Source organism: Trinickia sp. LjRoot230, assembly GCF_964253315.1.
Taxonomy (GTDB): Bacteria; Pseudomonadota; Gammaproteobacteria; order Burkholderiales; family Burkholderiaceae; genus Trinickia.
In genome coordinates, this window is the sequence record NZ_CAXUQX020000001.1 from 2,312,660 (window position 1) to 2,338,105 (window position 25,446).

22 protein-coding genes are annotated in these 25,446 nt (G+C 58.8%); 10 read left to right on the top strand and 12 right to left on the bottom strand.

The window, feature by feature from the left end; translation table 11 throughout:
* Nucleotides 1–57: 57 nt before the first annotated feature.
* The 6 genes from ACSQ20_RS10815 to ACSQ20_RS10840 all read left to right on the top strand — a co-directional run bounded on the left by ACSQ20_RS10815 (nucleotide 58) and on the right by ACSQ20_RS10840 (nucleotide 8,236).
* Entirely contained in the window at nucleotides 58–1,023 is a 966-nt protein-coding gene (locus tag ACSQ20_RS10815; protein ID WP_436019729.1) for a hypothetical protein, read from the top strand.
* On the top strand, nucleotides 1,020–1,916 hold the full coding sequence (locus tag ACSQ20_RS10820) for a c-type heme family protein (RefSeq protein WP_436019731.1): 897 nt from the start codon (nucleotides 1,020–1,022) through the stop codon (nucleotides 1,914–1,916). The genes ACSQ20_RS10815 and ACSQ20_RS10820 overlap by 4 nt, the downstream gene beginning before the upstream one ends.
* 493 nt (nucleotides 1,917–2,409) lie before the next feature.
* Nucleotides 2,410–2,856 carry a hypothetical protein gene (locus tag ACSQ20_RS10825; RefSeq protein WP_436019733.1) on the top strand — a complete coding sequence of 149 codons (447 nt, stop codon included), beginning with the start codon at nucleotides 2,410–2,412 and terminating at the stop codon, nucleotides 2,854–2,856.
* Nucleotides 2,801–3,958: a hypothetical protein gene (locus tag ACSQ20_RS10830; protein ID WP_436019735.1), complete on the top strand. Its 1,158-nt coding sequence runs from the start codon at nucleotides 2,801–2,803 to the stop codon at nucleotides 3,956–3,958. Before ACSQ20_RS10825 ends, ACSQ20_RS10830 begins: the two co-directional genes overlap by 56 nt.
* A gap of 176 nt (nucleotides 3,959–4,134) precedes the next feature.
* Nucleotides 4,135–5,064: a hypothetical protein gene (locus tag ACSQ20_RS10835; protein WP_436019736.1), complete on the top strand. Its 930-nt coding sequence runs from the start codon at nucleotides 4,135–4,137 to the stop codon at nucleotides 5,062–5,064.
* Nucleotides 5,065–5,521: 457 nt separating this feature from the next.
* A complete protein-coding gene (locus tag ACSQ20_RS10840) occupies nucleotides 5,522–8,236 on the top strand; it encodes a zeta toxin family protein (RefSeq protein ID WP_436019738.1) in 2,715 nt (904 codons plus the stop codon).
* Between the two features lie 380 nt (nucleotides 8,237–8,616).
* Here the strand turns inward: ACSQ20_RS10840 and ACSQ20_RS10845 are convergent, their stop codons facing one another.
* Nucleotides 8,617–9,321 carry a hypothetical protein gene (locus ACSQ20_RS10845; protein WP_436019740.1) on the bottom strand — a complete coding sequence of 235 codons (705 nt, stop codon included), beginning with the start codon at nucleotides 9,319–9,321 and terminating at the stop codon, nucleotides 8,617–8,619.
* 309 nt (nucleotides 9,322–9,630) lie between these two features.
* Here ACSQ20_RS10845 and ACSQ20_RS10850 point away from each other — a divergent pair, with 309 nt between their 5' ends.
* The 3 genes from ACSQ20_RS10850 to ACSQ20_RS10860 all read left to right on the top strand — a co-directional run bounded on the left by ACSQ20_RS10850 (nucleotide 9,631) and on the right by ACSQ20_RS10860 (nucleotide 13,465).
* Nucleotides 9,631–11,268 (top strand): HAL/PAL/TAL family ammonia-lyase, encoded by a 1,638-nt coding sequence (locus ACSQ20_RS10850; protein WP_436023046.1) that lies wholly within the window; start codon nucleotides 9,631–9,633, stop codon nucleotides 11,266–11,268.
* A gap of 594 nt (nucleotides 11,269–11,862) precedes the next feature.
* Nucleotides 11,863–12,381, top strand: a complete 519-nt coding sequence (locus ACSQ20_RS10855) for a hypothetical protein (protein ID WP_436019742.1) — start codon at nucleotides 11,863–11,865, stop codon at nucleotides 12,379–12,381.
* Nucleotides 12,382–12,445: 64 nt separating this feature from the next.
* Complete coding sequence (locus ACSQ20_RS10860) at nucleotides 12,446–13,465, top strand: methyltransferase (protein ID WP_436019744.1); 1,020 nt, start codon at nucleotides 12,446–12,448, stop codon at nucleotides 13,463–13,465.
* 74 nt (nucleotides 13,466–13,539) lie between these two features.
* Here ACSQ20_RS10860 and ACSQ20_RS10865 read toward each other — a convergent pair whose 3' ends face one another.
* Nucleotides 13,540–14,706, bottom strand: coding sequence for an L-histidine N(alpha)-methyltransferase (locus tag ACSQ20_RS10865; protein WP_436019746.1), 1,167 nt, complete (start codon nucleotides 14,704–14,706; stop codon nucleotides 13,540–13,542).
* A gap of 400 nt (nucleotides 14,707–15,106) precedes the next feature.
* On the opposite strand from ACSQ20_RS10865, the gene ACSQ20_RS10870 reads away from it, so the two are divergent.
* Nucleotides 15,107–16,036: a hypothetical protein gene (locus ACSQ20_RS10870; RefSeq protein WP_436019748.1), complete on the top strand. Its 930-nt coding sequence runs from the start codon at nucleotides 15,107–15,109 to the stop codon at nucleotides 16,034–16,036.
* A 5-nt stretch (nucleotides 16,037–16,041) separates the two neighbouring features.
* Here ACSQ20_RS10870 and ACSQ20_RS10875 read toward each other — a convergent pair whose 3' ends face one another.
* The 10 genes from ACSQ20_RS10875 to ACSQ20_RS10920 all read right to left on the bottom strand — a co-directional run bounded on the left by ACSQ20_RS10875 (nucleotide 16,042) and on the right by ACSQ20_RS10920 (nucleotide 25,425).
* On the bottom strand, nucleotides 16,042–16,461 hold the full coding sequence (locus ACSQ20_RS10875; RefSeq protein WP_436019750.1) for a hypothetical protein: 420 nt from the start codon (nucleotides 16,459–16,461) through the stop codon (nucleotides 16,042–16,044).
* 201 nt (nucleotides 16,462–16,662) lie between these two features.
* A complete protein-coding gene (locus ACSQ20_RS10880) occupies nucleotides 16,663–17,313 on the bottom strand; it encodes a hypothetical protein (protein ID WP_436019752.1) in 651 nt (216 codons plus the stop codon).
* 21 nt (nucleotides 17,314–17,334) lie between these two features.
* Nucleotides 17,335–18,195 carry an anti-sigma factor family protein gene (locus ACSQ20_RS10885; RefSeq protein WP_436019754.1) on the bottom strand — a complete coding sequence of 287 codons (861 nt, stop codon included), beginning with the start codon at nucleotides 18,193–18,195 and terminating at the stop codon, nucleotides 17,335–17,337.
* Between the two features lie 158 nt (nucleotides 18,196–18,353).
* Nucleotides 18,354–18,923, bottom strand: coding sequence for an RNA polymerase sigma factor (locus ACSQ20_RS10890; RefSeq protein ID WP_436019756.1), 570 nt, complete (start codon nucleotides 18,921–18,923; stop codon nucleotides 18,354–18,356).
* Nucleotides 18,924–19,202: 279 nt separating this feature from the next.
* Nucleotides 19,203–21,011 carry a type III secretion system outer membrane ring subunit SctC gene (sctC, locus tag ACSQ20_RS10895; RefSeq protein ID WP_436019758.1) on the bottom strand — a complete coding sequence of 603 codons (1,809 nt, stop codon included), beginning with the start codon at nucleotides 21,009–21,011 and terminating at the stop codon, nucleotides 19,203–19,205.
* 146 nt (nucleotides 21,012–21,157) lie between these two features.
* Nucleotides 21,158–21,994, bottom strand: a complete 837-nt coding sequence (sctT, locus tag ACSQ20_RS10900) for a type III secretion system export apparatus subunit SctT (RefSeq protein ID WP_436019760.1) — start codon at nucleotides 21,992–21,994, stop codon at nucleotides 21,158–21,160.
* A complete protein-coding gene (locus ACSQ20_RS10905; RefSeq protein ID WP_436019762.1) occupies nucleotides 21,987–22,514 on the bottom strand; it encodes a hypothetical protein in 528 nt (175 codons plus the stop codon). Before ACSQ20_RS10905 ends, sctT begins: the two co-directional genes overlap by 8 nt.
* 31 nt (nucleotides 22,515–22,545) lie before the next feature.
* Nucleotides 22,546–23,913, bottom strand: coding sequence for a type III secretion system ATPase SctN (sctN, locus tag ACSQ20_RS10910; RefSeq protein ID WP_436019764.1), 1,368 nt, complete (start codon nucleotides 23,911–23,913; stop codon nucleotides 22,546–22,548).
* Entirely contained in the window at nucleotides 23,903–24,766 is an 864-nt protein-coding gene (gene sctL, locus ACSQ20_RS10915; RefSeq protein ID WP_436019766.1) for a type III secretion system stator protein SctL, read from the bottom strand. Before sctL ends, sctN begins: the two co-directional genes overlap by 11 nt.
* Nucleotides 24,760–25,425: a type III secretion protein HrpB4 gene (locus ACSQ20_RS10920; protein ID WP_436019768.1), complete on the bottom strand. Its 666-nt coding sequence runs from the start codon at nucleotides 25,423–25,425 to the stop codon at nucleotides 24,760–24,762. Before ACSQ20_RS10920 ends, sctL begins: the two co-directional genes overlap by 7 nt.
* Nucleotides 25,426–25,446 lie beyond the last annotated feature (21 nt).

Below are 25,446 nucleotides of genomic sequence, written 5' to 3' on the forward strand. Positions count from 1 at the left end.
CATACGGATCTATCGGGTCGGTCGATCCGACTCGAGCAAGTGCATGAGACAGTTGACTTGTACCTTGGTAAAGGAACGGCAGCCATGATCATTTGGCTTCATAAGCATGTCCGTTCGGTTGCAGCCCGTCTTCTTGCCGCGGGCAGTGCAGTCAGCTTCGCGCTGATGCCCGGAGTTCGTGCAGAGGTACCGACGGTGACGCTGACGTTGATACCGGAGGCGCCGGTGACACTGGTTCGAGGGACTTCCACGTTTGTTGTCGAAGCACCGCTCTCCCTACACCCCGGTGATTTGATTTCAACCGCCTTAACGGCAGGCGGCGCACGACTGGAAGACAGTGCGGGTACGGTAGCAGCGTTGGGGCCTCAAACACGTCTTGCCGTCAATCCTTGGCCACGCCCGCGTCGACATGGCAAACCCGATCCCGAATCGTTAGCGCTACTCTCGGGCTGGTTAAAGGTCTCTCATGACGACACCAAGTCAATCAATACAATCGGCGTAGACACTCCCGCCTTGCTCGTCAGGACGGAAGACGGCGCGGTTGTCATCCACGCGAGCAGCAATGAAACGGCGTTGTTCGTCGAAACGGGCCACGCATCGACGCGCCCGCCAGATGGCAGCACCCAGCCGATGATCGTCGATAACAATGCCTTCTTGCGACGCACACTGGGGCAGGCCATGCATGAACCGTCGCGACCCGATGCCGAATTCATCCGTCAACTGCCACTGACGTTTCGGGATCCCCTCGGCGTTTTGCCAAAACGAGCGCCTACGCACGAGCCGGGCGCAACCGAAGCGCACCAGACGACGTATGGAGATGTCGCAGATTGGTTGACCACCCGTTTGCCGATACGGCGGACATTCGTATCGCGGTTTCAGGTGCTGGCGCGGCGGGAACCGTTCCGTTCCCTGGTTAGAAGCGAACTGAAAGCACTACCGGAATGGCGAAAGGTGCTTTACCCACCGCATTTACCAGAGCCGCAGCGGCCATCTTCGACACCCCCGGCCGAGGACAGCATATGAGAATCTCTTTAAGTGTCAAATTCAACCTGACTTTTATCACCATCTTTGCGGTCGGCTTTGCCTCTCTCAGCTGGCTCGCACATGAGCTTCTACAAAAAACGGCCGTTGAAGAAACGTTGCAGAACGCCCGGGAACTGATGGCATCGGCAAATGCCGCGCAAAACTATACCGCAACTCAGATTACCCCTCTATTGCAAACCCAGATGAAGTACAGCTTCGTTCCCCAGTCCGTTCCCGCGTTCTCTGCCATCGAGATGTTGACGTCGCTTGAAGAGCGGCTTCCCGGCTACTCTTTCCGATCAACCGTGCTTGACCCGACCAACCCACGCGATCGCCCAACGGAATGGGAAGCCGCGGCAATCCGGAAATTGCACGACAAACCAGAGCTGGAGGAGTTGATCGAAGTTCGAAATACAAGTAACGGCCCCAGTCTTTCCGTTGCGCACCCGATACGGATTGACGACGCAGCCTGCATGGCATGTCACGGCTCAGCGTCGCAAGCGCCTAAAACGTTGACCGACAAATATGGACCGAACAACGGATTCAACTGGCCTAAACACGATGTAATCGGCGCAGACATTGTCTCGGTGCCGATGGCCGTTCCAATCGCCCGCGGGGAAGCACTGTTCAAGATGTTTACGCTTTCGCTTATCGGCGTATTCGGCGTCGCTCTGCTCGCACTGAACGTCCTGGTTCATCGACTCGTCACACGTCGTATCTGCGCATTGGCACATGTTGCGGACGAAATTAGCCTGGGCAAGCTCGACGGCACACAATTCGTGGAACGCGGCGGAGACGAGATCGCCTTGCTGGCTGTATCGTTCGGCCGCATGAAAACAAGTCTTGTCGAGGCATTCAAGATGTTGGATGCCGAACAATCCCGCCAACCATGACGCAATAGCCATAAGGAATCTCCAACGCGAAGATCTTGAGGAGTGAAGCATGTTGCGTCGAAACCTTCGAGTCAGGATCTGGTCACCCGATAGTTGTCCCGCCGCACCTCCCGAATCAGCGCCATCAGACGGCGAATCGAACACATTCGACCGCTTGACGGATTCGCCGTCGTCTTTCGGATGGAACAGCGAAGGTGCGGCCGAATGCCAAACCGACCCTCCGTGCTCCAGCGAGGCGCCCGATTCGGCGGAGGGCGACGATATATTCGACATTCCCGGTATCCCCCCACGCAGCACCCTTGACACGGTTGACTCGGGTGAGGATCGAGCACTCGTAAATTGCGATGACGATCGACAGCACCCGGCCGCTGCCGATCTCGAAACCGTCGACGTCCAAGCGGAAGCGGAAGGGCTGAGCGCAAGTGAAGCACCAGCATCGACACCTTCGATCCACGCCGTGTTGTCGTCCACCATGCTCGCAGCGATAGAAGCCATGTTTGCCGCGCACGTTGGGCCCGTAGCGCGCTTCCTGCTAACGAAGTACGCGAAGCAAGCTGCAGATGCGTCTGTGTTGGGAACCTTGCTGGTGCAGCATATTCCGTTACCGAAAGATCGCAAAAAATTCTCACGCGCTCTGGCAGCTATCATGAGTAGCGCTGACCACAACACCGCGGTCTCCGATACAGGCGCTTCATCGATGCGTCGGGACCCTGCCTCCGTGCCAAACGACGACAGCATCGAACACTGCTCGACGGAGAACGTCGACGCGGCGGCGACGCAATTGGCTCGCTATGTCGGTCCCGTTGCCCGCGTAATCGCCCGTCGCGAAGCTGCCGTGGCAATCAATTCCACGGAATTTCACGAGAGGCTCGCAAAATCGATTCATGACGAAGCGGATCGTGCCGATTTTCTTCGGGCGGTCACTTTGCCTCAGCGATAAACAAGATCACTCAAGAAACATCGGTGACACAGTGAGAATCGATCCTGCCGGGAATGGAAGCACGCCGGATCCCAAGCGGCCCGACGAAGATGAATCGTTGAAGCAGCCGTTACAGGAGGACGTGCTGCGATCCAGCTTCCCGTATGATCTTCCGGAGCGAAAACAACCCCGTACCGCAAAACAGCCAGCCGCAGACCCGGGACAAGTCGTGTCATCTGCCGGCGCGCCGGACATATCCTGCGCTCCCCCGAGCAATATCATTTCTCCCGTTCTTTTCGCATCCCATCCATACCGCGCGCTTGCGCAAGCGAACGGGCCGACGACCGGCGCGTTCCTCGTCCCTCGGTTGCAGAACTATGAGCCGAAGCCGGAGTTCATCCGGCAGATGGCTGCGGCCGGAGAGCGCACGGCGGGAGCTTTAAGCGACCTCATTGCACGCGAAAGCGCGACTCCGGCGACTGTACAGGAAGCACTACGCAAGCTCGGAGATGAACGGCGTGCCATCGCATTCGCGCTGACGCCTCACGAGGACGGCGTGAGCGACTACGGTCGAATTGTCAGGCCGGACGAGTGGACAGAGGACTTGGTTACCAACAAACCGACAGACCGGCATTTTGTGCATTTTGCACGTGCCATACAGTGGGCCCGCACGAATATGGACCACCAACGGACGACCGGGAAGACCCCAAAGCAGTACATAGACGTCGTCATAGGAAGTGCACAGCATGTTGTGCCACTGGCTTTTCCGATCGAATTCTATGGACGCACGGTGCGAATCATTCATCCGAATGGTCGCGAAGCGCTTCCTCTGGTCAATCGCGCATATGAGCTCTTCTCACAAGTTCTCACGAACCCCGCCTTGAGCGAAGAGGATGCGATGCTGCGTCTCGGAGAAGCGCATTACCTGTTGATGCATGCGCAGCCATTCCGGCGCGGAACGCCATCGATCGTCGAGACCTTTATCGACGCCACGTTACACGCGCGCTTCCAGGCGGAGCTGCCACCCAAGCGTGAGCAGATTGAACCGTTTTGGGAGGCCATCTTTACCCCCGGTTCGATGTTGCGCGACTATGCGACGAATTTTCGCTACTTTTTCGATTAGCTGCATGCACGGCGGAAGTCGGCCACGGGAAATTCAGGTCGGCCATCGCCGGCCGCAGATTTTTCCTCGGGTGCCGATGACGTGCACCGTGGAATATCCTGGCCGCCGAACTGTTATGCATTATGTGTTGCGTGTAGGCAGTCGCCTTGCGACACACTCTCTGATAGGTTGAAAACATGCCGATTGATTCGTTCCTCAAACAACTTGGCGTCCTTTACCTGCCTTGCAAAACATCTGAGGCCGACGACGATGACACCGTTAAAACCCCCATCATCCAGCGTCAGATAGCGAAGCAGACCGCAATCGAATCGAAGCCGGCACTGCTGGAAGCACTCGCGCAGCGAAGGCGCATCGACTCGCATGCTGACATAAGCGTGGCGGCCTGCGTTTCGAAACCGCCACGCGCCATGCGGCTGGTGAAACTCGATTCAACTGTAAAGCTCCGGGTAGTACCCCGTGCTGAGCGCGTCGTGCAAAACCGCGCTCTGCCTGAACCGGTCCACTTGCAATCGCAAGTCGTTACTGCGCGGCCGGCTCAGATGGAATTCCATGCTCCGGTTCAGCCGGAAGCATCGGTTGACGCGCGAACCCAGCACCTGAGCCCGCTACTACCCGCTGATGTACCGTTCGAATGGGATGGTTCAACCCCTGATCAAGCTACGATCCAACGCGCACTGACCGATGCGGTAGCGCTGCTCGCGCGCACAGAAGACCCGAGCGAAGCGCGCCGACGCTCCGGCGGGCAAGCTCCGGGCAGACCCGAGCCGGATGACTACGACGCGGACCCAGATCGCATGATGGTCAAGCGATACATCGCGCTCATCAAACACTGGGACTCCATCGATGAGACGACCCGTGTCGAGATCGAAGACCCCGAGCTGCTGCCCCTCGGCAAAGCGGTAACTTATCTGAACTATGTCATCCATACTTGGGACGACGTGAAAGGCAAAGAACCAAAGCATGCTCCGCCTCCGAGGCCTCCTGCGATGCTCGAGCGGACCCGGCGTGAAATCTACTGGCAGGAGTGCGTCGATTGCATCACCGTTTATAGCATGGTGGAAAAGGACCTGAAGCAGAAACTCTCCAGCCGCAGCGGCGTCTTGTAAGCGGGCATTCCTGCAACAGCGTCGAATCATCTCTGGCCGCTGCGCAGAAACAGCATTCGTGTGACGACACCAACACTTCGCGACTCACAGATAGTCGAGGGCGGCGTGCGGCACTAAGGTATGTGCCTTTAACGCTTAGCCATCGCTATGGACAGCCTGATTCCGCCGCAGAGCAATTGCAGTCGAGACGCCGGCGAACCCCCAGCCCGAACTCGAATCCGCTCCGTCTCGCACTATGGATGGACACACATCCGTCACGCGTACGATCGCACCGGCACCGACTGCCCGCGACGCGATGCCCGGCGATTTTCCGCCGGCATTAACGCGTGCCCGTTACCTGCGAGCGATGAGATCGATGCGCAAAGGCAATCCGCACGTCACCCTACTTCGCTTCGCAACTGCAACGGACGATGGGGACGTTGGTGGGCACTCGACGCCGTTAAACGAAGTTGTCAGAGTGAAATGGTCCACGGCAACAGACTACCGATCCTCTTCAGCCGCCGCGTTCTCGCCGTCGCTGCCTTGCGTGGTGGAAATCGATTCGGATGACGGAGACACCACTCGGTTCTTCGATATTCCGCTCGACCGTGCGTTGAGAATCCTGAACGACCCGCTTTGTGCAGATGAACCACTGCTCAATGAGAACGAAGCGGCTTTCGCACAAATGCTGGTTCTCAAGCTTGAACAAACGAAAGCCAACGCTTTCACGCCGCGAGTCGTGACATCGCGACCAAGACGGACGTCATTGAGAGGCGAAGTCGCCGCCAGGGAGCTGGGGCAACGCGAGCCCGATCCCGACGTCAGCACCCATGCCAATCGCGTCGTCGAGCAAACGACACTTTCGTTCAACGATTTCCATGGACGACTGAGACCTGGCCCCGGGCTGTCGATCACATGCCGCGATGTCACGGCCGAAAAAACATTAGCCACGCCGTCGGGCGGTGTCGAATACCTCACCTCGATGGTCCGTCAGGCGAAGCGCAAATATCGCAATTTAGTAGTGGCCGGCGTCGGCGATCAGACCGGCAGCAGTCAGAGCGAGTCGGCCGAACTGGATGAAGAGCCGACGATATATGCGCTAAACGCCGTACCGGTCGACATTGCGGTCCCAGGTAACCATGAATGGGACAAGGGAACGGACGCATTCCTTCGAATACAGCATGGGGGGCCTCGTCCATCCGATTCGTTACCCGGCCGAAAGGACTTTGTGGGTGCGCAATTTCCTTACGTGGCGGCGAACGTGCATGAGATCGCCTCCGGAAAACCGCTGTTGCAGCCCTACGCGATCTTTGAGTTCGAGGGCGTCAAAATTGCCTATGTCGGGGCAGTCACCAAGACACTGCCGCTGCTCGTAACACCTGATCATCTGGCGGGACTCGAAGTGCTCGACGAGGCCCAGGCCATCGGGCAATACCTTCCGGAGCTCGAAGCCTCAGGCGTGCGCACGGTCATCGTCCTGCTGCATGAAGGGGCGCACCCGCGCGATGTCGATGAAATGCAGGCCAGCGGAAAACTGACGGGCCGGCTCGGCGAAATACATGACAAACTGGCGCCGTCCATTCGCGACGTACTGTGCGGCCATACCCATCTCGTGCATATGCTCCTCGCCGACGGCCGGCTTTTCACGCAGGCGGGCGCCTATGGGCAGTATGTGATTCAACTCACACGCATCCTCGATCAGCAATCGGGAGAAACCGCCTTCCGGTTCGCAAGAGCAATTGCCATCGATCGCAGCCGCTTCGATCCGGACCCGCGCCAAAGAGCCATCATTTCGGAAAGCCAGACGCTCCTGTCGTCGGTATTGTCGCGCCCGATCGTCGACGTCCACCTCCGCTTTCCGATCCGATGGCAAAACAAAGCCGACATTGAAGCCGCGATCATGGAAGGCAGGCCGGTCAGCGGCGAAACGCTGATCGGCAACGTGTTCGCCGACGCGCTTTGCCAAGCCACCGATGCCGACATGGCATTCATTAATCTCGGGGCAATGCGCGCGGGCTTGCCGGCTGGCGCGCTCACGTATGGTGACCTCGTCGATATGCTTCCCAACCGCGGCCGTGTGGTGTCTATGGATCTGACGGGAGAGCAGGTCTTCCGGCTGCTCGAAGACCAATGGCTCGAGCACGCGGTGCCCAAAATTCTCCAGATATCAGACGAACTGAGCTATCGGTGGGACCCGTCCTTGCCCAGGCGGGTGGTTCGCAGCTCGGTCAAGCTGCACGGACACACGTTGGATCCGGATGCAACATACCGGGTCACCACATCGGAGCACCTCGCGAAGGGCGGCGCAGGGCACCGGGTGTTTCTCGAGGGCACACGCCGTGTGACCGGCATGCTCGACATCGAAGCGCTCGAACGACATCTGCCGACATTGTCGAACAGACATCGGCCTTCGCTCGGGCGAATTGCGCGCATCGACTCCGCCGAGCCTTGGACACAAGAATCGCTCGAGTTTCAGCAAGCCGCTCACAAGCTCGATCCGGCCGAACACGATCTCGTTTTTCGATCGACGATGTCTCTCCTGCTCGACAGTACAGTACCGGCTGCCCTGCCGCTTGCAATCGTGCTCGGAGGGCAGCCCGGATCAGGTAAGTCAACTCTCGCACGAAAGCTCGCGCCCAGATTTCCGGCGGAGGAGCGCTTTGTCAAGATCGACCCCGATCCGATCCGCGCACTGCATCCTGACTATCGGCACCTGCTATACCACTATAACGAGCACGCGGCCGACATCGTTCACCCCGATTCCGCTCAATGGGCCGACGAATTGGTCGAAGCATCGCTCCAGGCAAGGCGAAACCTGCTGATAGACAGAGCGGCATGGGATGTACACAAGTTATCCGAGCTCGTCCGGCAATTGCATGAGGCTGGCTATCGAGTTGAATTTCACGTCGCCTCGGTGCCGATCGAAATGAGCAAAGCGCGGAGCAAGCGGCGATTCGAAGAGCAAAACACCCGTCATGGCTTCGGCCGTCTGATCTCCGATCGCTATCACGAGCAGGCGTCCGAAGGGCTGGCAACGAGTGTTGCCGAAATGGAGCGCCACATGCACGTTGACGCGATTCACATCTACGATTTCGATCAAGCCGAGGTCTATTCGAACGCGGTAGTCGAGGGAAAGTGGCAGCAAGACCCACGCGCAACGGAGGTCTTTTCTCGGTATCGTCAAGGCGATTGATGCAATCATCAAAGCTATGCGCACCGGTACGAACGATATGCGAACTGTCACCGTCGCCGTTTGCGCCACGCTCGCTTGGCGCGTTGTCGGGTGAAGGTATCGAATGCCCCGAGCTTGAATGAATCGAGCAAATCGAATGGTACGAGTACGACTCGACGTCGAACTCGTGGATCGATCGAGGCGAAGTGGCAAAAGACATATATGCCGCAAACCTGACTTCGCATACGTTCGAGCACTGAGGAACAAATTTCGCTATATCTTTGCGACGAGCGCCCCGCACGCGCCGCCGGAACCGGTCGGCATCGTCGAGATCCATCACAATCTGCTCGCGCGTTCGGACCGACCGTGCTCAACAATCAGTCCGCTCATTGTTTCGCCACCTATGTGCCCGAGGTCAACATGGCCTCATCAATTTCAAGGTCTCTCCGCGCAACCGCTATAACGTTGGACGGTGACGAAGACGCGATCAAGAAGTTGATTTGGGCGTTTGCTCTTGCGAGCCTGGCATCGTGAATCGATTTCGGCTCCGTCAACTTTGCATCTCGAACAGCGTCGCGATAGCGCTCGAGCAGCAAAGCCAGCATGCCAAGCGTCGTGCCTTCATGCCGGGCCTTCGCAAGATTTTCGTATGCGCGTTTCACTCGTGGATCGGATGGCGCAGGCTGAGCCAAAATGAGTTTTGTTTCTTCTAAGCAAGTACTCTTGAGAACAGCAGCGGCCTGAGTGATATTGGCATCGGCCGTTGCAGTTGCCGCTATGGGAGACGGTCCCGATGCCGATTCCTCGTCTCCACATGCTGCGAGCAAAGTCGCTGCCCCGGCTCCGCACGCCAGACTGCCCATTCTTTTGAGCAGCGCTCGGCGACCGATCTCACCAGTCCGCCGCGGCTGTTCCGATGCCGGCAGCCCCAACACGAGTGCAGACCCTAAATCAGGAATAGCCTCTTGCTCGGACTCTGCTGTCTGCTTCGTATCCGAATCGTTATGGTTCAGAAATGATAGCTCATCGAGCGCTTGGCCTGTGTTGTTACCGATACTGAATTTCATAAGCACTGTAAAACCTTTTTTGACGTCGAAATCGCGCAAAGATCGCGCGGCATTTTATGAGTCTAGTCATATTCATACGATGCAAATTGCCGAAAGCGAAATTCACCGTTGGTGCCGCGAATTTAATACGCGCTCATGTTCAACGCGCCAGCGGAGCAATCGATTTTTAACTGATGCCGCAACACATTCGCAAATCGACCAAACACATTCGCGCCTCCGATTACGTTAAAGATTGTGCAAAGTACGCTTGCAACACTCGATTGCCATCAGAAAATCGGCACTCGCCCTGCATTACGGTGCGTTTTATATCGAATCTCAATCCGCCATCTTCAGAATGAGGCAATGCAAATGGTGACTATCGGCGGAGCCGATCTGACCATCGCTGATATCGCGGCTGTGGCCCAGGGTGAAAAGGTTCAAATAACCCGTGAAAGACCAGTGCTCGATCGCATGTCTCGCGCTCGCCAGATCGTTCGAGATGCTGTTGAAGCAGGCCAGCAGATCTATGGTGTAACCACGCTATTCGGTGGCATGGCCAGTCAACAGGTGCCAGCCGGGCAACTCGCCACGCTCCAGAAAGTCGCGATCTGGCAGCACAAGAGCACGACCGGTCGCCGTTTGCCTAAGACCGAGGTCCGTGCAGCAATGCTGCTGCGAGCGAACTCGCTCATGAAAGGGGTTTCGGGTATCCGGCTGGAGATCGTCCAACGTTATGTCACATTCCTGAACGGCGGTGCCAGTCCCCATGTCTATCAGCACGGTTCCATCGGCGCCAGTGGCGACCTCGTCCCGCTGTCGTACATCGCCGGGGCCGTGACCGGGCTCGATCCTGCGTTCAAGGTCGATATCGACGGCGAGACACTCGATTCCCACCGCGCACTGGCCCGGCTCAACCTCGCACCCATCACCCTGGAGCCCAAGGAGGGCCTCGCGCTCAACAACGGCACCGCTGCCTGCACCGGCGTTGCGGCAGTCTGCATTCATCGAGCCTTCGACCTGGCGACATTAAGCCTCGGCGTTCATGCGTTGCTCGCACAGGCGCTCTGTGCGACGAATCAGTCGTTTCACCCGTTTATCCATCGCCAGAAACCGCACGCCGGACAGATCTGGAGCGCGCAGACGATGACTGCCTTGCTCCAAGGCTCCCGCCTGATTCGCGTCGAAGCAGCCGGCAACCGCTCGCATCGAAACGGTCAGCTGATCCAAGACCGCTACTCGCTGCGATGTTTGCCGCAGTATGTGGGACCGATCGTCGATGCACTGACGCATGCGGCAAAGCAAATCGAAATCGAGGCAAACTCGGCGACAGATAATCCGCTGATCGACCCCGACACCGGCGAGATCTATCACAACGGCAACTTCCTCGCGCAATATGTGGGTGTCGCGATGGATCAGGCTCGGCACCACATTGGTTTAATCGCCAAGCATCTCGACGCTCAAATCGCGTTGTTGATGAGTCCCGAGTTCAGCCATGGCTTGGCTCCATCGCTCACTGGTAACCCTGATGCGGGAATCAACGTCGGATTCAAATCGTTGCAGATCGTCTGCAATGCGCTGATGCCGCTGATCACCTTTTACGGTCAGCCTATCGTCGACCGTTTTCCGACCCATGCGGAGCAATTCAATCAGAACATCAACAGTCAGGCGATGAATGCGGCAAACCTCGCGCGCGAATCGTTGGACTTGCTGGAGCACTACCTCGCGAACGCATTGGTGCTCGCGACTCAAGCGCTCGAGCTGAGAGCGATGGATACCGCAGGCACCTACGACCCCCGCGAATTGCTCTCGCCGTCGACGCGTGAGTTGTACTTGAGCGTGCGCCGCGCCGCGGGTGGGGAGCCAAACGCTGACAGGCCGCTGCTCTATGACGATCTCGATTCGTTCATACAACCCATGATCGAAAACGTGCTCGCGGCCATGTCAAACGGAGTGATCCAACAATCGCTAGCAAAGTGGCGATGGGATCTCCAGGATCGCGTCCGTTAGATCCCGACAATCCCGATGCAAGCGCAAAGCGACATCAGAAAAGCAACCGAAACATCGCCGCTCGTGGGGGAGCATGCGCTGGGCGTTGCCACGTTCGCTTTTCCGTGCACCATATCGGCGGTTCATCCCCAGCGAGCGTCAAACGAGGTCCGGCACCTTCTCGCGCGCGCCTTGGCGCTTTGTCAGCCTTTCGCGCCGTCCTCGCCTTTCTACTCGATCGGCGATGCCAAACTGAGCGCGCTCGCGGCGCAATGCATCGCACTCAGCGGAGCTGGCACGTCCTCCATTGAATGCGCATCGATGCTGACGGACGACGAAGCGTGTTTCGATCACTTTTTTGGCATTTCCCGGAGTACGTCGCATGATGCATTCGCACTCGGCATTGTGTGGGGCTTGTTGGCGATGCTCTATGAAGTGGGCCGACCGCACTCACTAACGCCCACGGAGCTTGCGGCCCTGGTATCGGGCTTTTATCTATTGGCGGAAGCATTCCCGCTCCCGACGACAAGCGAGGACGGGGTTGTGCCGGCTAATGCCGACGGAGGCGGCCTTCCATCCCCCTGTGCAATCGATCGTTGGCGAAACGGGCACCTGATGTTTGTCGCACTGACAGATGGTTTGATTCTTTCGCATGCGCGTGCGATCGCTTCGATCGAGCGCAAGGACGCTGACGCGCTTGGCGAATCGCTGCGCGGCGCGAGCCGCTTGTTTTTGGCCAGCGGAGCAGCGATGCGCCTGACGGGAGACATGGCGGCTCAGGACTACGATGACATACGTCGGGCGATGGCGCCGCCGCATGTCCCCGAAGCGTTCTCCGGGCTGTTCAATGCGGATCATCGGCAATTGCTCCGCATGACCAAGACCTTGAACGGATTGCTCGAGCGCGATTGGCCGGAAGCGGTCAATTCCCGTGACGAATACTGGCGTGCTCTCAACGATGCCTACTGCGCTCATCGTTGGGTATGCCAGAAGCTGGTTGGCTCGGCTCCCAGTCTGGCAAGTTCCTCTCGTCACTCTGAACAACCCGCTCCCAAAAAACTTCGCGGATTTGCCAAGCGCGCGCTGATGTTCAGCGGTTGTCCAAGCGTGTCAAAAGATAGACCGCCACGGTGAGAAGAATCCAAAAACCGCGCAATCCTCGCGCAATAACCGAACAATGATTTGACGGAGAACATCTATGAGCGATCAAGCAATATTCGATACCCTGCTCTCCAGGATTCGCGGACATCAACTCGCAGCGCTCATCCATCTGGCGGTCCGGTGGGACCTCGCAGATCGAATTGGCAACGGCCGTCATCTCGACGATCTTGCTCACGAGCTACTGGCTGATGCGGGCCCACTGCGTCGCGCCCTATGCGCGCTGGCAGCGTTCGACATTTTCACGGTCGGGTACGACGGCCTTGTCGAACAAACTGCTGCATCACGCCTTCTCATGCGCAGTTCGTCTCCATCGCTGCACGCGGCTGCCAGATTTTGGGCGATGCCCGCCGCGTGGGCGGCATGGGGAGAGCTGGAAGATGCCGTACGCACGGGCGAATGCGCGTTTGAAAGAACCTTCCATCAAAGCCTCTTCGACTACCTCGAAGAGAACGCGGAGGATCGGTCGAGCTTTCAGCAATTCATGTCGGCGAGCCCCGACGACCGTCATCGCGCCGTGGCTCGTGCATATGACTTCGCGCGGTTTGAACAGATCGTCGATATTGGCGGGGGAAACGGCATGCAGCTCGCCATGATCCTCGCCGCATGTCCGGCAAGCCGCGGAATTCTTTGCGATCGGGAAAGCGTGGTCGAACATGCGACACGCGAGATCGTCGAACTGGCCCGCGCCGAGCGTTGCGAAATCGTCGCATGCGACTTCTTCGATCACGTGCCTCGCGGCGCCGACGCTTACGTGCTTTCGCAGATCGTCCACGACTGGGATGACACGTCCGCATTAAAAATATTGCGAAAGTGCCGCGAGGCAGCGCGAAGCGATTCAGTATTGCTCGTCATCGAAAGATTTTTCGAATCAAACGGCGGCACAACGCACCCCAACAGTTTTCTTTCCGATATCGAGATGTTGGTCTTACATGGTGCGGCCGAACGATCGGCAAACGAGTATCGGACGCTCATCAACAAAAGTGGGTTCCGCATTGAGCGTGTGGTGCAGACGGATTCGCCATTTTCGGTGATTGAGTGCGTGCCGATACAGGCGTGACTGGCGTCATTAACACGGGGCATCGTCGCAATGCCCCGTATGTTACGCCATGCTCGACAGCCGCCACGCATACATCAGGAAGCGTTCTCCTTCTCAACAACGCGGGCAGAGGCAAGAGCGTACGGAAATGACGCGGACTTCATCACTTTCACGTCATGAAACCCCGTATCGTTCAGCAACTGCACAAGCTCGGTCTCGGTAAACCGGTGCGAATTGAGCACCTGCGCTTTCTGCCCTCGCCTGAACGAGAGGGCGGTTCCGGCGACCGTCACGTCTTGATCAAACGTAAAGTGACCTACAACGGTGTTGCTCGCATCGTCCCAGACGATATCAAGCTTGCCCGCATCCGCTACGCCCAGGTGCTCTAAGGCAATGAGACTCTGTCTCTGCTGGCTCTCCGCGCGATACGCCGTGAGTGTCTGCTCAATTGTCTTTTGATCGTCGGGTACGAGGGCAACGCCAATGAGCAGTTGTCCGTTCTCCGGCAATCTTGCATGTATATTTCGCAACATATTGACGCGACCCTCGTTGGTCGGGTTCCCGAGCGTTTGCCCAAGCAACATTCCCACGGTCTCACCATCGCCCCGAGATGGCCTTTTGGTCGATGCGATTGCGGTGGGGTCCTCCAGGTCGAGCGTGAGGAACTCCAACTGAAGGTTCAACTCGCCCTTCTTGTCTCTTACCTCACTAAGCGTAAGCCGCGCGGCGTCGAGCAACTCATTGCTCGAATCGAATGCCGTATATCGCAAATCATGCTGTGCGAGGCGACCCACAATTTGTGCTGCCTTGTACCCGTCTCCCGGGCCGAACTCGATGATTTCATCCACGTCCGCCCGCAGTTCGCTGAAGAACCCTTCAACAAGATGCAGTTCCGCCTCGCGCAATACGTAGTCCGGGTCTTGGGCAGCTGCAATCCATTCCCGCGCCCCTTGTGCTCCCGCATACGTGAGCTTGACCGGAACGTCGAACGTTCCGTCGGGACGAAGTACGACCGACGCAGCCATTTGCTGAATAAGAGCGCTTCTGTCTGCCGACGGTTGGCGAACCGAGGCATCCGAAATTTCGTCGGGTTTATCGAGTCGATCCGGGAAAGTTGGAAGTGGCCGTCTGGAGCCAAGGCCCCCGGATGCACGTAGCCTTTCGGGGCGCTCGGGGATATCGCCCAATACGCCGCTCTCCGGTACGGACGAATGTTGATCGTGCTGCTCGTCACCTTCGACCGGCTCGGGACCTCCCGCCATATCGTTCGGTGGACTGTAAAAGCGAAATGTCGATCTCATAAATGTTTTAGAAATTTCCCGATGGCGGACCGTAAGGAGATAATGATCTGATGATTAAAGAAGACTTACTTATATCAGTCACAACCACAAGAAGGTTCGCGACATCGCGAACCTTCTTACCGCAAAGGCGAATGGCGATAAAAGACGGCATCGATGCGGGTTTTGCACACGATATTCCCCAGCGGACTTCAGAAAAAAGATTCGCTTTACGCGATTCCCTCTATTCCGGGGAGCACGTTATCTTGGTCGAACCTAGCCCCAAACGCATCGCGCACGCATCATCGGTATTCGCTGCTGGCGAGCCGACGTTACCTTCGACGTCGATCGCGCATATGCAATGCGTCACTTTCGGAAGAAAGTAATGACATCGTTTGATCGACTTTCTGGCGGCGTTTGTCAGTTCCCGCCGGATTCGGAAGAGCAATCCGTCGCGGACAGTCCCTATGAAAACACTGACTGCTCCGCCAGTTCACCTTCGCGCATCGAACGCAAGATGCGCACGACGTCGGCTGAGAGCGGAAGCGGCAACGCCATGCTCTTACAGTTGAAGGAACGCCCGAGCCACACCGGCACAACGCAAGTTCAAAACAGTTCCCGCGGTGGAGACGAAGAGCGCAAGACTCGCGCACGGAAGAAAGCGGTCACGAACCTCCATGAGCCACCCGAACTGCCATCGATAGACCTCGCCGGATCGGGCGGCGGAGGCCGGCGGTCCGACCGACGGCGCACCGCGGGCGGATCATGGGAGCGTCCCGACCCAGCGGCGCTCCGTTTGCAGCCGCTCACGAAGGAGGATGAGGCGTTTCTTGCCACCCGAAAAGCGGCGGCATACCGAATGGAGCGCAGAGCACTCGAAGAAATTGCAAGCCGACTCGATCTCGACCGATATCCACCAGGCGATTTGCGTCCTAACGAAGTAAAGAAAATTCAGAAGTATGTCGACGCGAACGCAAGCGGATGGGCATGCGGACTGGCCGTGGTCGGTTCCGCGGCGCGCGGCGAACGCCGTGGCCTTGACACGCCTCGGGCCCCAATCCACAAAGACGAAGGAGGAAGAAGCGACATCGATTACACGGTGCCGGAGAAGTACTGGCAGGATCTCGTCATCGACGATGAGATGCAAGATCGATGGCTTGGCAAACTCCCTGACATTGAAACCGACCCGGATTTGCTCCCCGGTCCATTTATGGGTGCCCCTGAATTTGGTAATCAACCGGCCATCGTTTTTTTCAAGGATCGGTCAAAGCCTCTCTATCTGCCGGCAGGACTGTTGCCGGAAACACACGCCTGATGTTGCTAAGAAGCCATCCTCAATGAGATCGCCTCCGATGCGACAAAGTTGATCGCCGACATCACAAAGCTGACCGTGAGTAGCAGGAAAGTGGCGCGTCCGCACGCCCCGTGGGCACGTATCACCCATGCGGGAACTGGCGGGCGCAATTTCAGCGCACCACTGAAGCATTGAAAAATCCCGGTCAGAATCCCCAGGGTGCCCGCTAAATCATGGACCACCTGGAAGGCAAAGTACCGTCCGGCAACGTGATGCGCCGTTTCGGGAAAGAGTGTGACTCGCATTGCGACCCACAGAAACAGCAGGACTTGCGATACGAACGCCCCAGGCGCAAGCCACATATGCTGTTTTGAACGACGGGCAAGCAGGTAGCCCACTGCAAAACAGCCGTAGAGCAATACGTACACAATCATTTCCGGGAGCATGAATCTTATCCCTGCAAGCACCATCGATGCGCGAAGCATAGCGGCGCTGCATGCTGCATCCCGTCGCAGGAGCGAACTATAGTGCGTGTTACGCGAAGAGTCGACAGCATCCGCTGAATACCCTCGGCCCAGCGCAATTGGCGAAAACACGTTGCGAGCGGGCTCTATTGCAACTGATATCCGCCAGGCGCTTTGCGAGTCTCAGTCGTCCCTGGACATTTCGCATACCGATGCAAGGTCGATCAGCTTTTGCCAGTGATGCTCGCGCGGGCTGAATGCCGGCCGCGGTTCGCCTTCCCCAAGCCGGCGCCCGTACTCGGCCTGCTCGGCTCGCACCATGTGCCATGTTGCGAGAACTTGCTTCAGGTTTGTGAAAGCTTGCGTCAGCGACACCCGCTTCGATACATGCAACGGTACGCGAGCACGGTTCTCGATATACCAGACATAGGCGTCGACCATCTGCCGATCGGGATCTGTCTTTCCTCCCGGCTCGGCATCGATGCTTTCGATCAAAGCGTGTGCTTCGGCCAACAACGCATTGATCGCTTCGGCATCGGGTTCGTCACCGCAGGAATCAGATGCGCCAGTTGCCGTCGTTTCGCCCGGCGGCCTGCCCGGCGGCCCGCCGGGCGGTCCCACGGGTGAAATGGCCGCTTGACGCGACCTGTGTCCGGTATTCCGCCGAGCGGGACGGTTGCGCCGCACCGTCTTACCGATCCGCTCCGCGTCGGTAGCGGCATCGGGAGACAACGCGGCATCGGTAGACAACTTGTCATCGATAGACGGCTCCGTGCCGTTATCGAACCACGAATCCTCGTCCGACCCTGGATTCGTTGGCGGAATCTTCGTCATCGGGTGTTCTGTGAAATCCGGTCAGCCGAGCGCAATTACCGAATGCGTCAAGTTGTGCTCGAAAGCGCTGCCGTAAAGCGTTGACGCTTCACCTTTCGCGATACGTGCGCCAATTCCCGGCAGGTCAACGGGCGCGTCTTTCGATACGAGCACATACCCGATATTCGCCTTGCGCCATACGATCGTTTTCATGTCCCCGACTTGCTGCGCGTGCAGCGACGCATCGGGCCCTGCGTCGACGATCGCGCACAGCGCGACGGGCGCGCCGCGATCAGCTAGGTACACGATCTGCACGATCGGGTGCCCTTTGTAATTCAGCCGTTGTACGCGCTTGAACGTCAGGCCCGCGTTGCGCAGGTCGGGCACACGAATCGACATCCCATCCACCCGGCGGATATCGTTCACGACGCGAGCCGTCGCTTCACGGTTCTCGGTCAAGCCGGCCACCGTATCGCGGGAATAGAGATCCTGATAGTCGACAACGGCTCGCGCCCAACGCGGCATGCCCTCCGATGGAGAAACCAGCGCGGCCACTCGCGAGAAAGCCGGCTGACTATCGTCGCCGATCAATGAAAAGAATTTGAAAGCAAAACCGGTGCTCAATACACCCGCAAAAAAAGCTGCCGCCAGCCACGGCGTCGGAATGCGCCGTCGCGCGGGTTGCAGCGTCATGGTGGTAACGCGCGCCGCCAATCGCTCGGGGATCGCCGGCACAACTTGTCGATCGAACAGATCGCCGAACGGCAGTGCAGAAGCCTTCATGGCCGCAAGCCGCTCCGCCACCTCCGACGACTGCGCCGCCGCGCGCTCGACCAACGCGCTTACGTCGGGATCGGCCGTACCGTCGACGTATTCCATCAACATCACGTCATCGACGGTCATGATTGGCATTCCTTCCCTAAAATCTTGCATATCACGTTCACCCAGCCAGTCAGGCTCTCACGCTGGCGTATTCCAGAATAGCACTGTCGATCGGAATCGCAACTGTCCACAGCGGCAGCTCCTCAGGCCTGTCCCCCGAAAGAGGCCAATGTTTCCATTTACCTCGCTCCCGCGTCAGGAATTTGACCGCTTGCTATTCGCCTGGCACCCCGTGCCGTGCGGCGGCGAACGTCATTGAACCGCTGGCCGATCGTCAAGCGAGCTCGCGCGAGGCGGCTCATGATGGTGCCGATCGGAATACCGAGCGTATCCGCCGCTTCCTGGTAGCTGAGCCCCTCGCCGGCAATCAGCAGCATCACCACGCGCTGCGCGTCGGGCAATTCGTCGACGGCAGCAAGCACTTCAGCGTAAAGCGCACTCGATTCGGGATTCGCGCCATCGGGGGATGCGATGGTCTCAGCCAGTTCGTCGTGCCATTCGATGCTTGCGCGGCTGCGAATCTGCCGCGCGCGTACCTCGTTCAACCACACAGAGTGCATGATCGAGAACGTCCAACTCAAAGCCGAGGTACCGGGCTGAAGCTGATGACGGCGCTCGAGCGCACGCACGCAGGCGCGCTGCACGAGATCCTCGGCGTCCTCCTTGTTGCGGGCAAGACGCAACCCGAAGCGCCATAGCCTCGGCAACAAGCTAGGTAAGGTTTCCGCTAAATCTTCACCGTGGTTCATCGATTACGTGCCATCCGCAGGTATGGTTGTGTTGCCTTCCACCCGTCTGATCCATGGGCTCTTGACCCAACGATCGGCCCCGTGACCGCCCTATCGAAGTACTGCGGCCGCCACGTTTGCCATCGCAATCAGTGTTGCACGGCTCAATGCGAAAAACGCTCCACGATTGCGAAACGGCGCATCGAAAAAACGAAGTGCAATCGAAGCTCGCGCCCGTCACCCGTCACCCGTCCCCTTTCGCCTCGACCATAACATTCTCGCTACAGGGCAACTACACGCTCACTGCAGGTCCACGATGCGCGGCGACAACAGAAACAACTGCTCCATATGAGACCTGTTTTTGTCATGCGTTCGGAAAAGCCCGCCAATCAAAGGAATCTTGGACAAAACGGGAATCCCTGAAACGCCGAACGAATTTTGATCGCTCCGATAGCCGGCGATCAATAGGCTTTGTCCCTCGGGTACGAACGCCTGCGTGTTGATCTGGCTCGTTTGCACGACCGGAATGGCATCGACCGTCTGCGTCGCCGAAAACGCGCCGTTTTCGATCGACACTTCGAGCTTGATCTGGGTCTGGCCGTTTTCTTCGACCACCATCGGCAAGACCCGCAACGACACACCCGTCGAAATGCTGTAAAGATCGCCAGCCGTATAGCCCTGGACGCGCACGAATACTTGCTGTTTGGCGTCCATCACGGCCTGGATGTTGTCGAGTGTCGTCACTTTCGGGCTCGCGTCGATTTTTGCCTGATTCGTCTGGGCAAGCGCGTTGATCCGCGAAAGCAGATAGCGGCCCGCATCGCCCAGAACCGCCGTCATGGCCAACCCGGCTGGCGTCGCGGCAACCGCCGTGCTGTTCGTGCCGATGTTGGTCGTACCGAACGTGGGGTTAAGCGTGCCCGTATAGCCATTCTGTCCGGTCGTTCCGGTGCCGGTCTGCAGATCGAAATGACTGTTATGCAGCCGCCAGTCGACCCCGAGCTGCTCGAGCGCCGTATCGTCGATTTCGATGATGTGCGCCTCGATCTCGATCAGCCGCGGCTTGACGTCGAGCTGCTCGATGATGTCGGCATACTGCGCCATCCGCTCCGGCACATCGCGAATCAGCACTGAATTCGTGCGTGCGTCGGCGCGAATGACCGGCTGAATCTCCGTGCCGGCTCCCGAACTCATTGGAGAATCGGTCAGCATGGATGGCGCCGGGTTTCGCGTAGCTCCATCGTTCGCCCCGCCGCCGAGCAGCGTGCGTAACGGGTCCGGCGAGCGTGCGGATGTGGGCATCAGCCCTGCGGCGCCCGGGCCCGAATAGACACCTTGCGAATAACCCGGCAAGGGCGGCATCAGCGGGCTGCCTCCGTTGGTCGAACCCGCCACGTCTTTCATCGGCGCGACCTTCGACAGATCAGGTGAAACGAGCGTCTGCGACGGCGAGCTGCCCTCCTGCTGAGAGTACATGCTGCGCAGCACGTTCGCGACGCCCGGGATCGTCACCGTTTTGTCGCCGATGTTGACGTCGTGGTCCGCAGCCCAGGCGTGATGAAGCTTGAAAAGCTTAATTTGAGTGCCCACTGACAACGCGGCCCGATCGTCGAGATGCTGAGCGACGCTCGAGACGAGCTGGATATAGTGCGGCGTACCGCTCACGACGGCCGTGCGCGCCGCATCGTCGAACTGGATCGGAAAGCGTCGATCCGTCACACCAAGCCTGTCCAACGCATCGCGCAGCTGATCGGGGCTCGCATGGGCCAACTTGAGCGTGCTGGTTCTCACATTGGCCGAGCCGGTAACTTCCAGCGTTGAGCCGTCAAAATACCAGGTGAATCCAAATGAAGACGCGAGCGAGTCGAGAAACGCCTGCGGACTCATATCGAATGTGCCCGACACTTTGCCGTCGACGTCCTGCGCAATCATCGCGGGAATCCCTTCGCTCGAAGCGAAATCATGCAACACTTCCTTGATCGGCTTACCTTCCACCGCGATATGAACACGCGATGTCCCCCAGGGAATGGGCTTGGCGTGTGCCACATGGATCGTCGTGCACGCGACGAAGGCAGGAACGAGAAGACGTGCAACACCAGCCAAGTTCATATTGAGCCCACCACGGGTTGATTCGACACGTAGACGCTGGAAATCTGGACCATTCTTCAATGCTTATGTTTGTTGTCCCGATTCCTTCGGCTGCACAAAACAGAACACGCGACACCGCCGATTTGTTCCATCGATCGATGCATGATTCATCGCTTATGCGGAGTTGCCTGCGGCGTCGAACCTTGCGCGAACGCATGGAACCGGGCCGTGAGATCGGAAAGCGATAACTCGCTGCGCACGCTGTCGACGAAAACACCGGCAAACACCGCGAGCATCAAGACCGTTACCACGCCCTTGACCGGCTGACTCAGCTCCATCGGCTCGAGCTTTTCCGCGCCCTTGGCACCGAATCCGAACGCCAGATCGATCAACACCAGAATGAGCATCATCGGCGTGGCGATCTTCACGGACGTTTGCATGAGCGTATCGGTCTGGTGCAATACAAACGACTCCAAAATATTTCCGGGCACGGGCGAGAAGCTCGCAAGCGGCATCCAGACAAACGATTGGTATAGGGTGCCCAGCAGGAACGTCATTCCCCCCAAGACCCAGAACGACGCGATCACCAACTGACTGAGCAGCGAGGAAGTCAGCGTGCTGGAGTCGCTGCGCTGAGGATTGCTCACCTGGACGTTGTTGTAGCCGGAAAGGTCGTCGATCATCAGACCCACGTTTTCCGCCACCCAGAAGACCGTCCCCGCGAGAAATCCCAGCGCGATACCGATCAACAGCTCCTTGCCTGCGATGGCTACCAGCATGGAAGCACCCATTCCGTTGAGTACACTTGCCTGGCCGATTGCGACGAAGCTGCCGAACAGCAATACCACGCCATTGCGTATCACCCCTTGCAGAACGTCGTCGCTCATCGGCGGGATGATCAGAAACACGGCCATGATCCGTATGCTGCAGATCGCATACGTCGTCATCAATTCAATCGACGACGAGCCCAATTGGCCGAGTGAGAGCAGCGCGTCGCTATTCATCTTCAACACCTGAGGATTGCTGCTGCGTCCGCGATCTGATAAACATGCGCCCAGCCCGGGATTCTTCGGCTTCCTCCTCTGCCGCCTCGTCGATGCGTGTTTCTGCCTCCTTGGCCATCGCATCGAGCCGATCCCGATAGACGTCCATCGAGCGCTCGTTGCGTAAGATGTTTTGCCGCGTTTGAGCCATTTCAGATTCCATTTTTAAAACCGCGTCATGCCGCTCGCGCAGCTGCCGCGCCAACTGCGCACGTCGAGCTTCGAGCGTTTCGCGGTATTGACGCTGCGCATTGATCTCGGGCAGCCGTATCGAGTCTGAGCGCGTCATTTCATCGATCCGGGCGTCGCATGCTCGCTGATCGGCAAGCGCGCGATCTGCCTCGCCTTGCGCCGTTTCCATTTCTGCAAGGAGCCGTGCATGTTGCTCACGCTGCGCGCGGAGCTGCGTCTGTAGCTTTTCGGCCAGCCGGCCCCGACGAGTCAACAGCGCACGAAATGCGCGCATTCGAGCGTTTTTCACCGGACGCTCCGCGTTCGCGCCGAGCGGCGCTTCAGTGGTCGCCGGCCAGCCATAGCAGTTGCTCGATGACCTCGCTCGGCTGGCTCAACTCATCGACGCGTTGACCCAGCAGCGCACAGATCTGCTCATATTTTTCGATTGCCTCGTCGGCGATCGGCTCCTGTCCGCGTTGATACTCACCGACCTGAAGCAGCGTCTCGACATCGCGATACTTCGCAAGCAGGCGTCTGACATGCCCTGCCGCGCGGCGATGCCCTTCGTCGGTGACGAGCTGCATCACGCGCGACAGGCTGCCAAGCACGTCGATCGCGGGATATTGATTGCGCGCGGCGACCTCGCGCGAGAGGATCAGATGGCCGTCCAGGATGCTGCGGACCTCCTCTGCGATAGGGTCGCCCGACGATTCGTCTTCGGCCAATATGGTGTAGAAGGCCGTGATCGATCCTGTGCGAGCCGGACCGGCACGCTCGAGCAGCCGCGGCAGCTCGGCGAACACCGATGGCGGGAAGCCCCGTCGCGTCGGCGGCTCGCCGGCGGACAATCCAATCTCCCGTTGCGCGCGTGCGAAGCGCGTCACCGAATCCATCATCAGCAGTACACGCGAGCCGCGATCGCGAAAATACTCGGCAATCGTGGTTGCGACATACGCCGCTTTTGCCCGCTCGATCGAGCAGCGATCGGACGTAGCACAGACCACAACCGAACGCGCCATGCCTTCGTCACCGAGCGTAAGCTCTATAAACTCGCGCACTTCGCGGCCGCGCTCGCCGATCAATGCAATCACATTGATGTCCGATTGCGCACCCCGTGCAAACATTCCCATCAAGGTGCTTTTCCCGACACCGGCGGGCGCAAAGATTCCCATGCGCTGCCCTTCACCCAACGTGGTCAGTGCGTCAACCGCGCGCACCCCCGTGTAGAACGGCGCATCGATCAGCGAGCGGCTCATGGGGCTCGGCGGATCGTTGAAGATCGGACGCGACGTACCACAATCGAGTGGCCCTCCCTCGTCGATCGGCGTACCCAGTGCGTCGATCACCCTGCCGAGCAAGGCGTCGCCAACCGGAACGCACAACGGACGGCGCAGCCCGACGACGCGAGTGGCACGAGAGACGTTCGCAATACTGCCGAACGGCGACAGCAGCGCCGTACTCTGAGAAAGCCCGACCACCTCGGCTTGCTGAATCAGCCCCCCTTGCGCATCGCGGAGCTCGCAAAGCTCGCCCATCTTGACTTCGAGTCCCGCGGCGCGAATGAGCGTTCCGGTCACTTCGACGACCTTTCCCGCCTGATGAGCCAGCGGATTCGCGCCCAATTCGTGTGCGATCGAATCGGCCAGGCCAGTGAGGTCGATCGTGGACAGCGCGACGGGCTCCGCTTCCGACGGGTCAGATCGCATGATCGCCCCGCGCTTCGTCGAAGTCGGACAACGTGAGTGACTCCATCTCTTCATGGACGCCATCGACATCATCGACGTCATCGGTGTTGTCCGGCAGCGGGTCGCGATCGATACCTCGCCTCTCATCCCCGGCCGGCTCACCTGGGCCCACGCCCGCCAGTGCACGTTCAGTCGCCGCTTTCAAAGCGCGTATCTGAGTCTCGAGGCTCGCATCGACGAGGCCAACGTCGGTTTCGCACACGCAGCTGCCTGCGGCGAGACGCTTGTCGGCCGTGACGGTCAACTTGATCGTGCGGCCTCTGCCACCCCATTCCTCGACGAATTGACCGAACACGTCCGACGCTTGCTTGTAATCGTCAGGACAAACCGAAACGGTCAAGTAGCTCGCCTTCTCCGTAATGCGGTCCACCGAAGCCAGGGCGCGCTTGAACAAAGTCCGGGCGTTCTCGCTGACGACGATTTGCTCGACTGCCTGTGTGACAAGCTCCGCGAGTCGCTCGCGCATGCGTTGCCGCACGCGTTGATATTCCGCGTCGGTATGCATCGCGCGGGCGTGCCACTCGGCGAGCGCCTTTGCCATGCCGGCGCGAAATCCCTCGTCGTGCGCACCGGCTCGGACGCGCTCGGCCTCCGCCTCGATGCCCTCTGCTGCCTTGCGGGCTTCCTCTACCATCTGCTGCGCTTGCGAACGCGCTTCATCGATAATATTTTCCCGCTCACGTTCCAGCTCGAGAAATCCTTCATCGAGCGAAACGAGCCTGCCCACGTCCTCTCGCCGCACCACCTCGCTCGCGGCTCCTGCACCCCCTTGCTCGGTCAACGCTGAGGACTGCCTTCTCAACCAGATCACCATGGCCACTCCGGATACAGTCGGGGCAAAAGCGTGAAAAGCGCGTCGCTTCCTCGCTGATCGAACCGCGGATCGACGCCGGTCTTCGGATCGATGGTCTTCGCAATCCATTTCGGCGTGCGCTGCCCTCGCGGAAAAATCAGTCGCATCAACGCAAGCGGCCCGCGCGATTGCCACTCGCCGTCGCGGCGCAACAGATTCAGCCCCTCCCACGCGACGTCATGATCGGAAAGCGACTCGAGCTCCGGTACGCTCACGCCTTGCAATCGATCCCACTGCGGCGCATCAGCCAGCGTCATGATCGCTTCGAGGGCATCGGCCCCAACCCATTCGATCAACTTCATCCGGCGCTCTTTGTCGACACAGCGACGGACCATCATGCGACGCGCAATGAGCCCGCGCATGCGCAGAATGTGCTGTCCATCCACGAGCGGAAGCGCCGCTATCGAACTGGCACGGGCAGAGAAATCGTCGAGATCCGGCCATCCGATTCCGCTTTCCGACATCAACGCGTGCGAGCACAGGCGCACATCGTTTTCCGGCGACTGCGCGACAAGCGGCGCGATGGCGGCAAGGTCTTTCCACCAGGACGCATGGGCGAATCGCGCAAGCACGGCACAATTGGCCGCGTAGCCACGCAGCAGCCTCTCCAGCCTGAGCACCGCAATAGCCCCTCCTCCCGC

Bases quoted from the DNA above. Each gene is read 5' to 3' on its own strand.
- ACSQ20_RS10860 (WP_436019744.1), top strand. From the start codon at position 12,446: ATGAGCGATCAAGCAATATTCGATACCCTGCTCTCCAGGATTCGCGGA.
- sctN (WP_436019764.1), bottom strand. From the start codon at position 23,913: ATGCGATCTGACCCGTCGGAAGCGGAGCCCGTCGCGCTGTCCACGATC.
- ACSQ20_RS10855 (WP_436019742.1), top strand. From the start codon at position 11,863: ATGTTTGTCGCACTGACAGATGGTTTGATTCTTTCGCATGCGCGTGCG.
- ACSQ20_RS10880 (WP_436019752.1), bottom strand. From the start codon at position 17,313: ATGACGAAGATTCCGCCAACGAATCCAGGGTCGGACGAGGATTCGTGG.
- ACSQ20_RS10890 (WP_436019756.1), bottom strand. From the start codon at position 18,923: ATGAACCACGGTGAAGATTTAGCGGAAACCTTACCTAGCTTGTTGCCG.
- ACSQ20_RS10830 (WP_436019735.1), top strand. From the start codon at position 2,801: ATGACGAAGCGGATCGTGCCGATTTTCTTCGGGCGGTCACTTTGCCTC.
- ACSQ20_RS10850 (WP_436023046.1), top strand. From the start codon at position 9,631: ATGGTGACTATCGGCGGAGCCGATCTGACCATCGCTGATATCGCGGCT.
- ACSQ20_RS10870 (WP_436019748.1), top strand. From the start codon at position 15,107: ATGACATCGTTTGATCGACTTTCTGGCGGCGTTTGTCAGTTCCCGCCG.
- ACSQ20_RS10820 (WP_436019731.1), top strand. From the start codon at position 1,020: ATGAGAATCTCTTTAAGTGTCAAATTCAACCTGACTTTTATCACCATC.
- sctC (WP_436019758.1), bottom strand. From the start codon at position 21,011: ATGAACTTGGCTGGTGTTGCACGTCTTCTCGTTCCTGCCTTCGTCGCG.
- sctT (WP_436019760.1), bottom strand. From the start codon at position 21,994: ATGAATAGCGACGCGCTGCTCTCACTCGGCCAATTGGGCTCGTCGTCG.
- sctL (WP_436019766.1), bottom strand. From the start codon at position 24,766: ATGGTGATCTGGTTGAGAAGGCAGTCCTCAGCGTTGACCGAGCAAGGG.
- ACSQ20_RS10865 (WP_436019746.1), bottom strand. From the start codon at position 14,706: ATGGCGGGAGGTCCCGAGCCGGTCGAAGGTGACGAGCAGCACGATCAA.
- ACSQ20_RS10835 (WP_436019736.1), top strand. From the start codon at position 4,135: ATGCCGATTGATTCGTTCCTCAAACAACTTGGCGTCCTTTACCTGCCT.
- ACSQ20_RS10875 (WP_436019750.1), bottom strand. From the start codon at position 16,461: ATGCTCCCGGAAATGATTGTGTACGTATTGCTCTACGGCTGTTTTGCA.
- ACSQ20_RS10885 (WP_436019754.1), bottom strand. From the start codon at position 18,195: ATGACCGTCGATGACGTGATGTTGATGGAATACGTCGACGGTACGGCC.
- ACSQ20_RS10825 (WP_436019733.1), top strand. From the start codon at position 2,410: ATGTTTGCCGCGCACGTTGGGCCCGTAGCGCGCTTCCTGCTAACGAAG.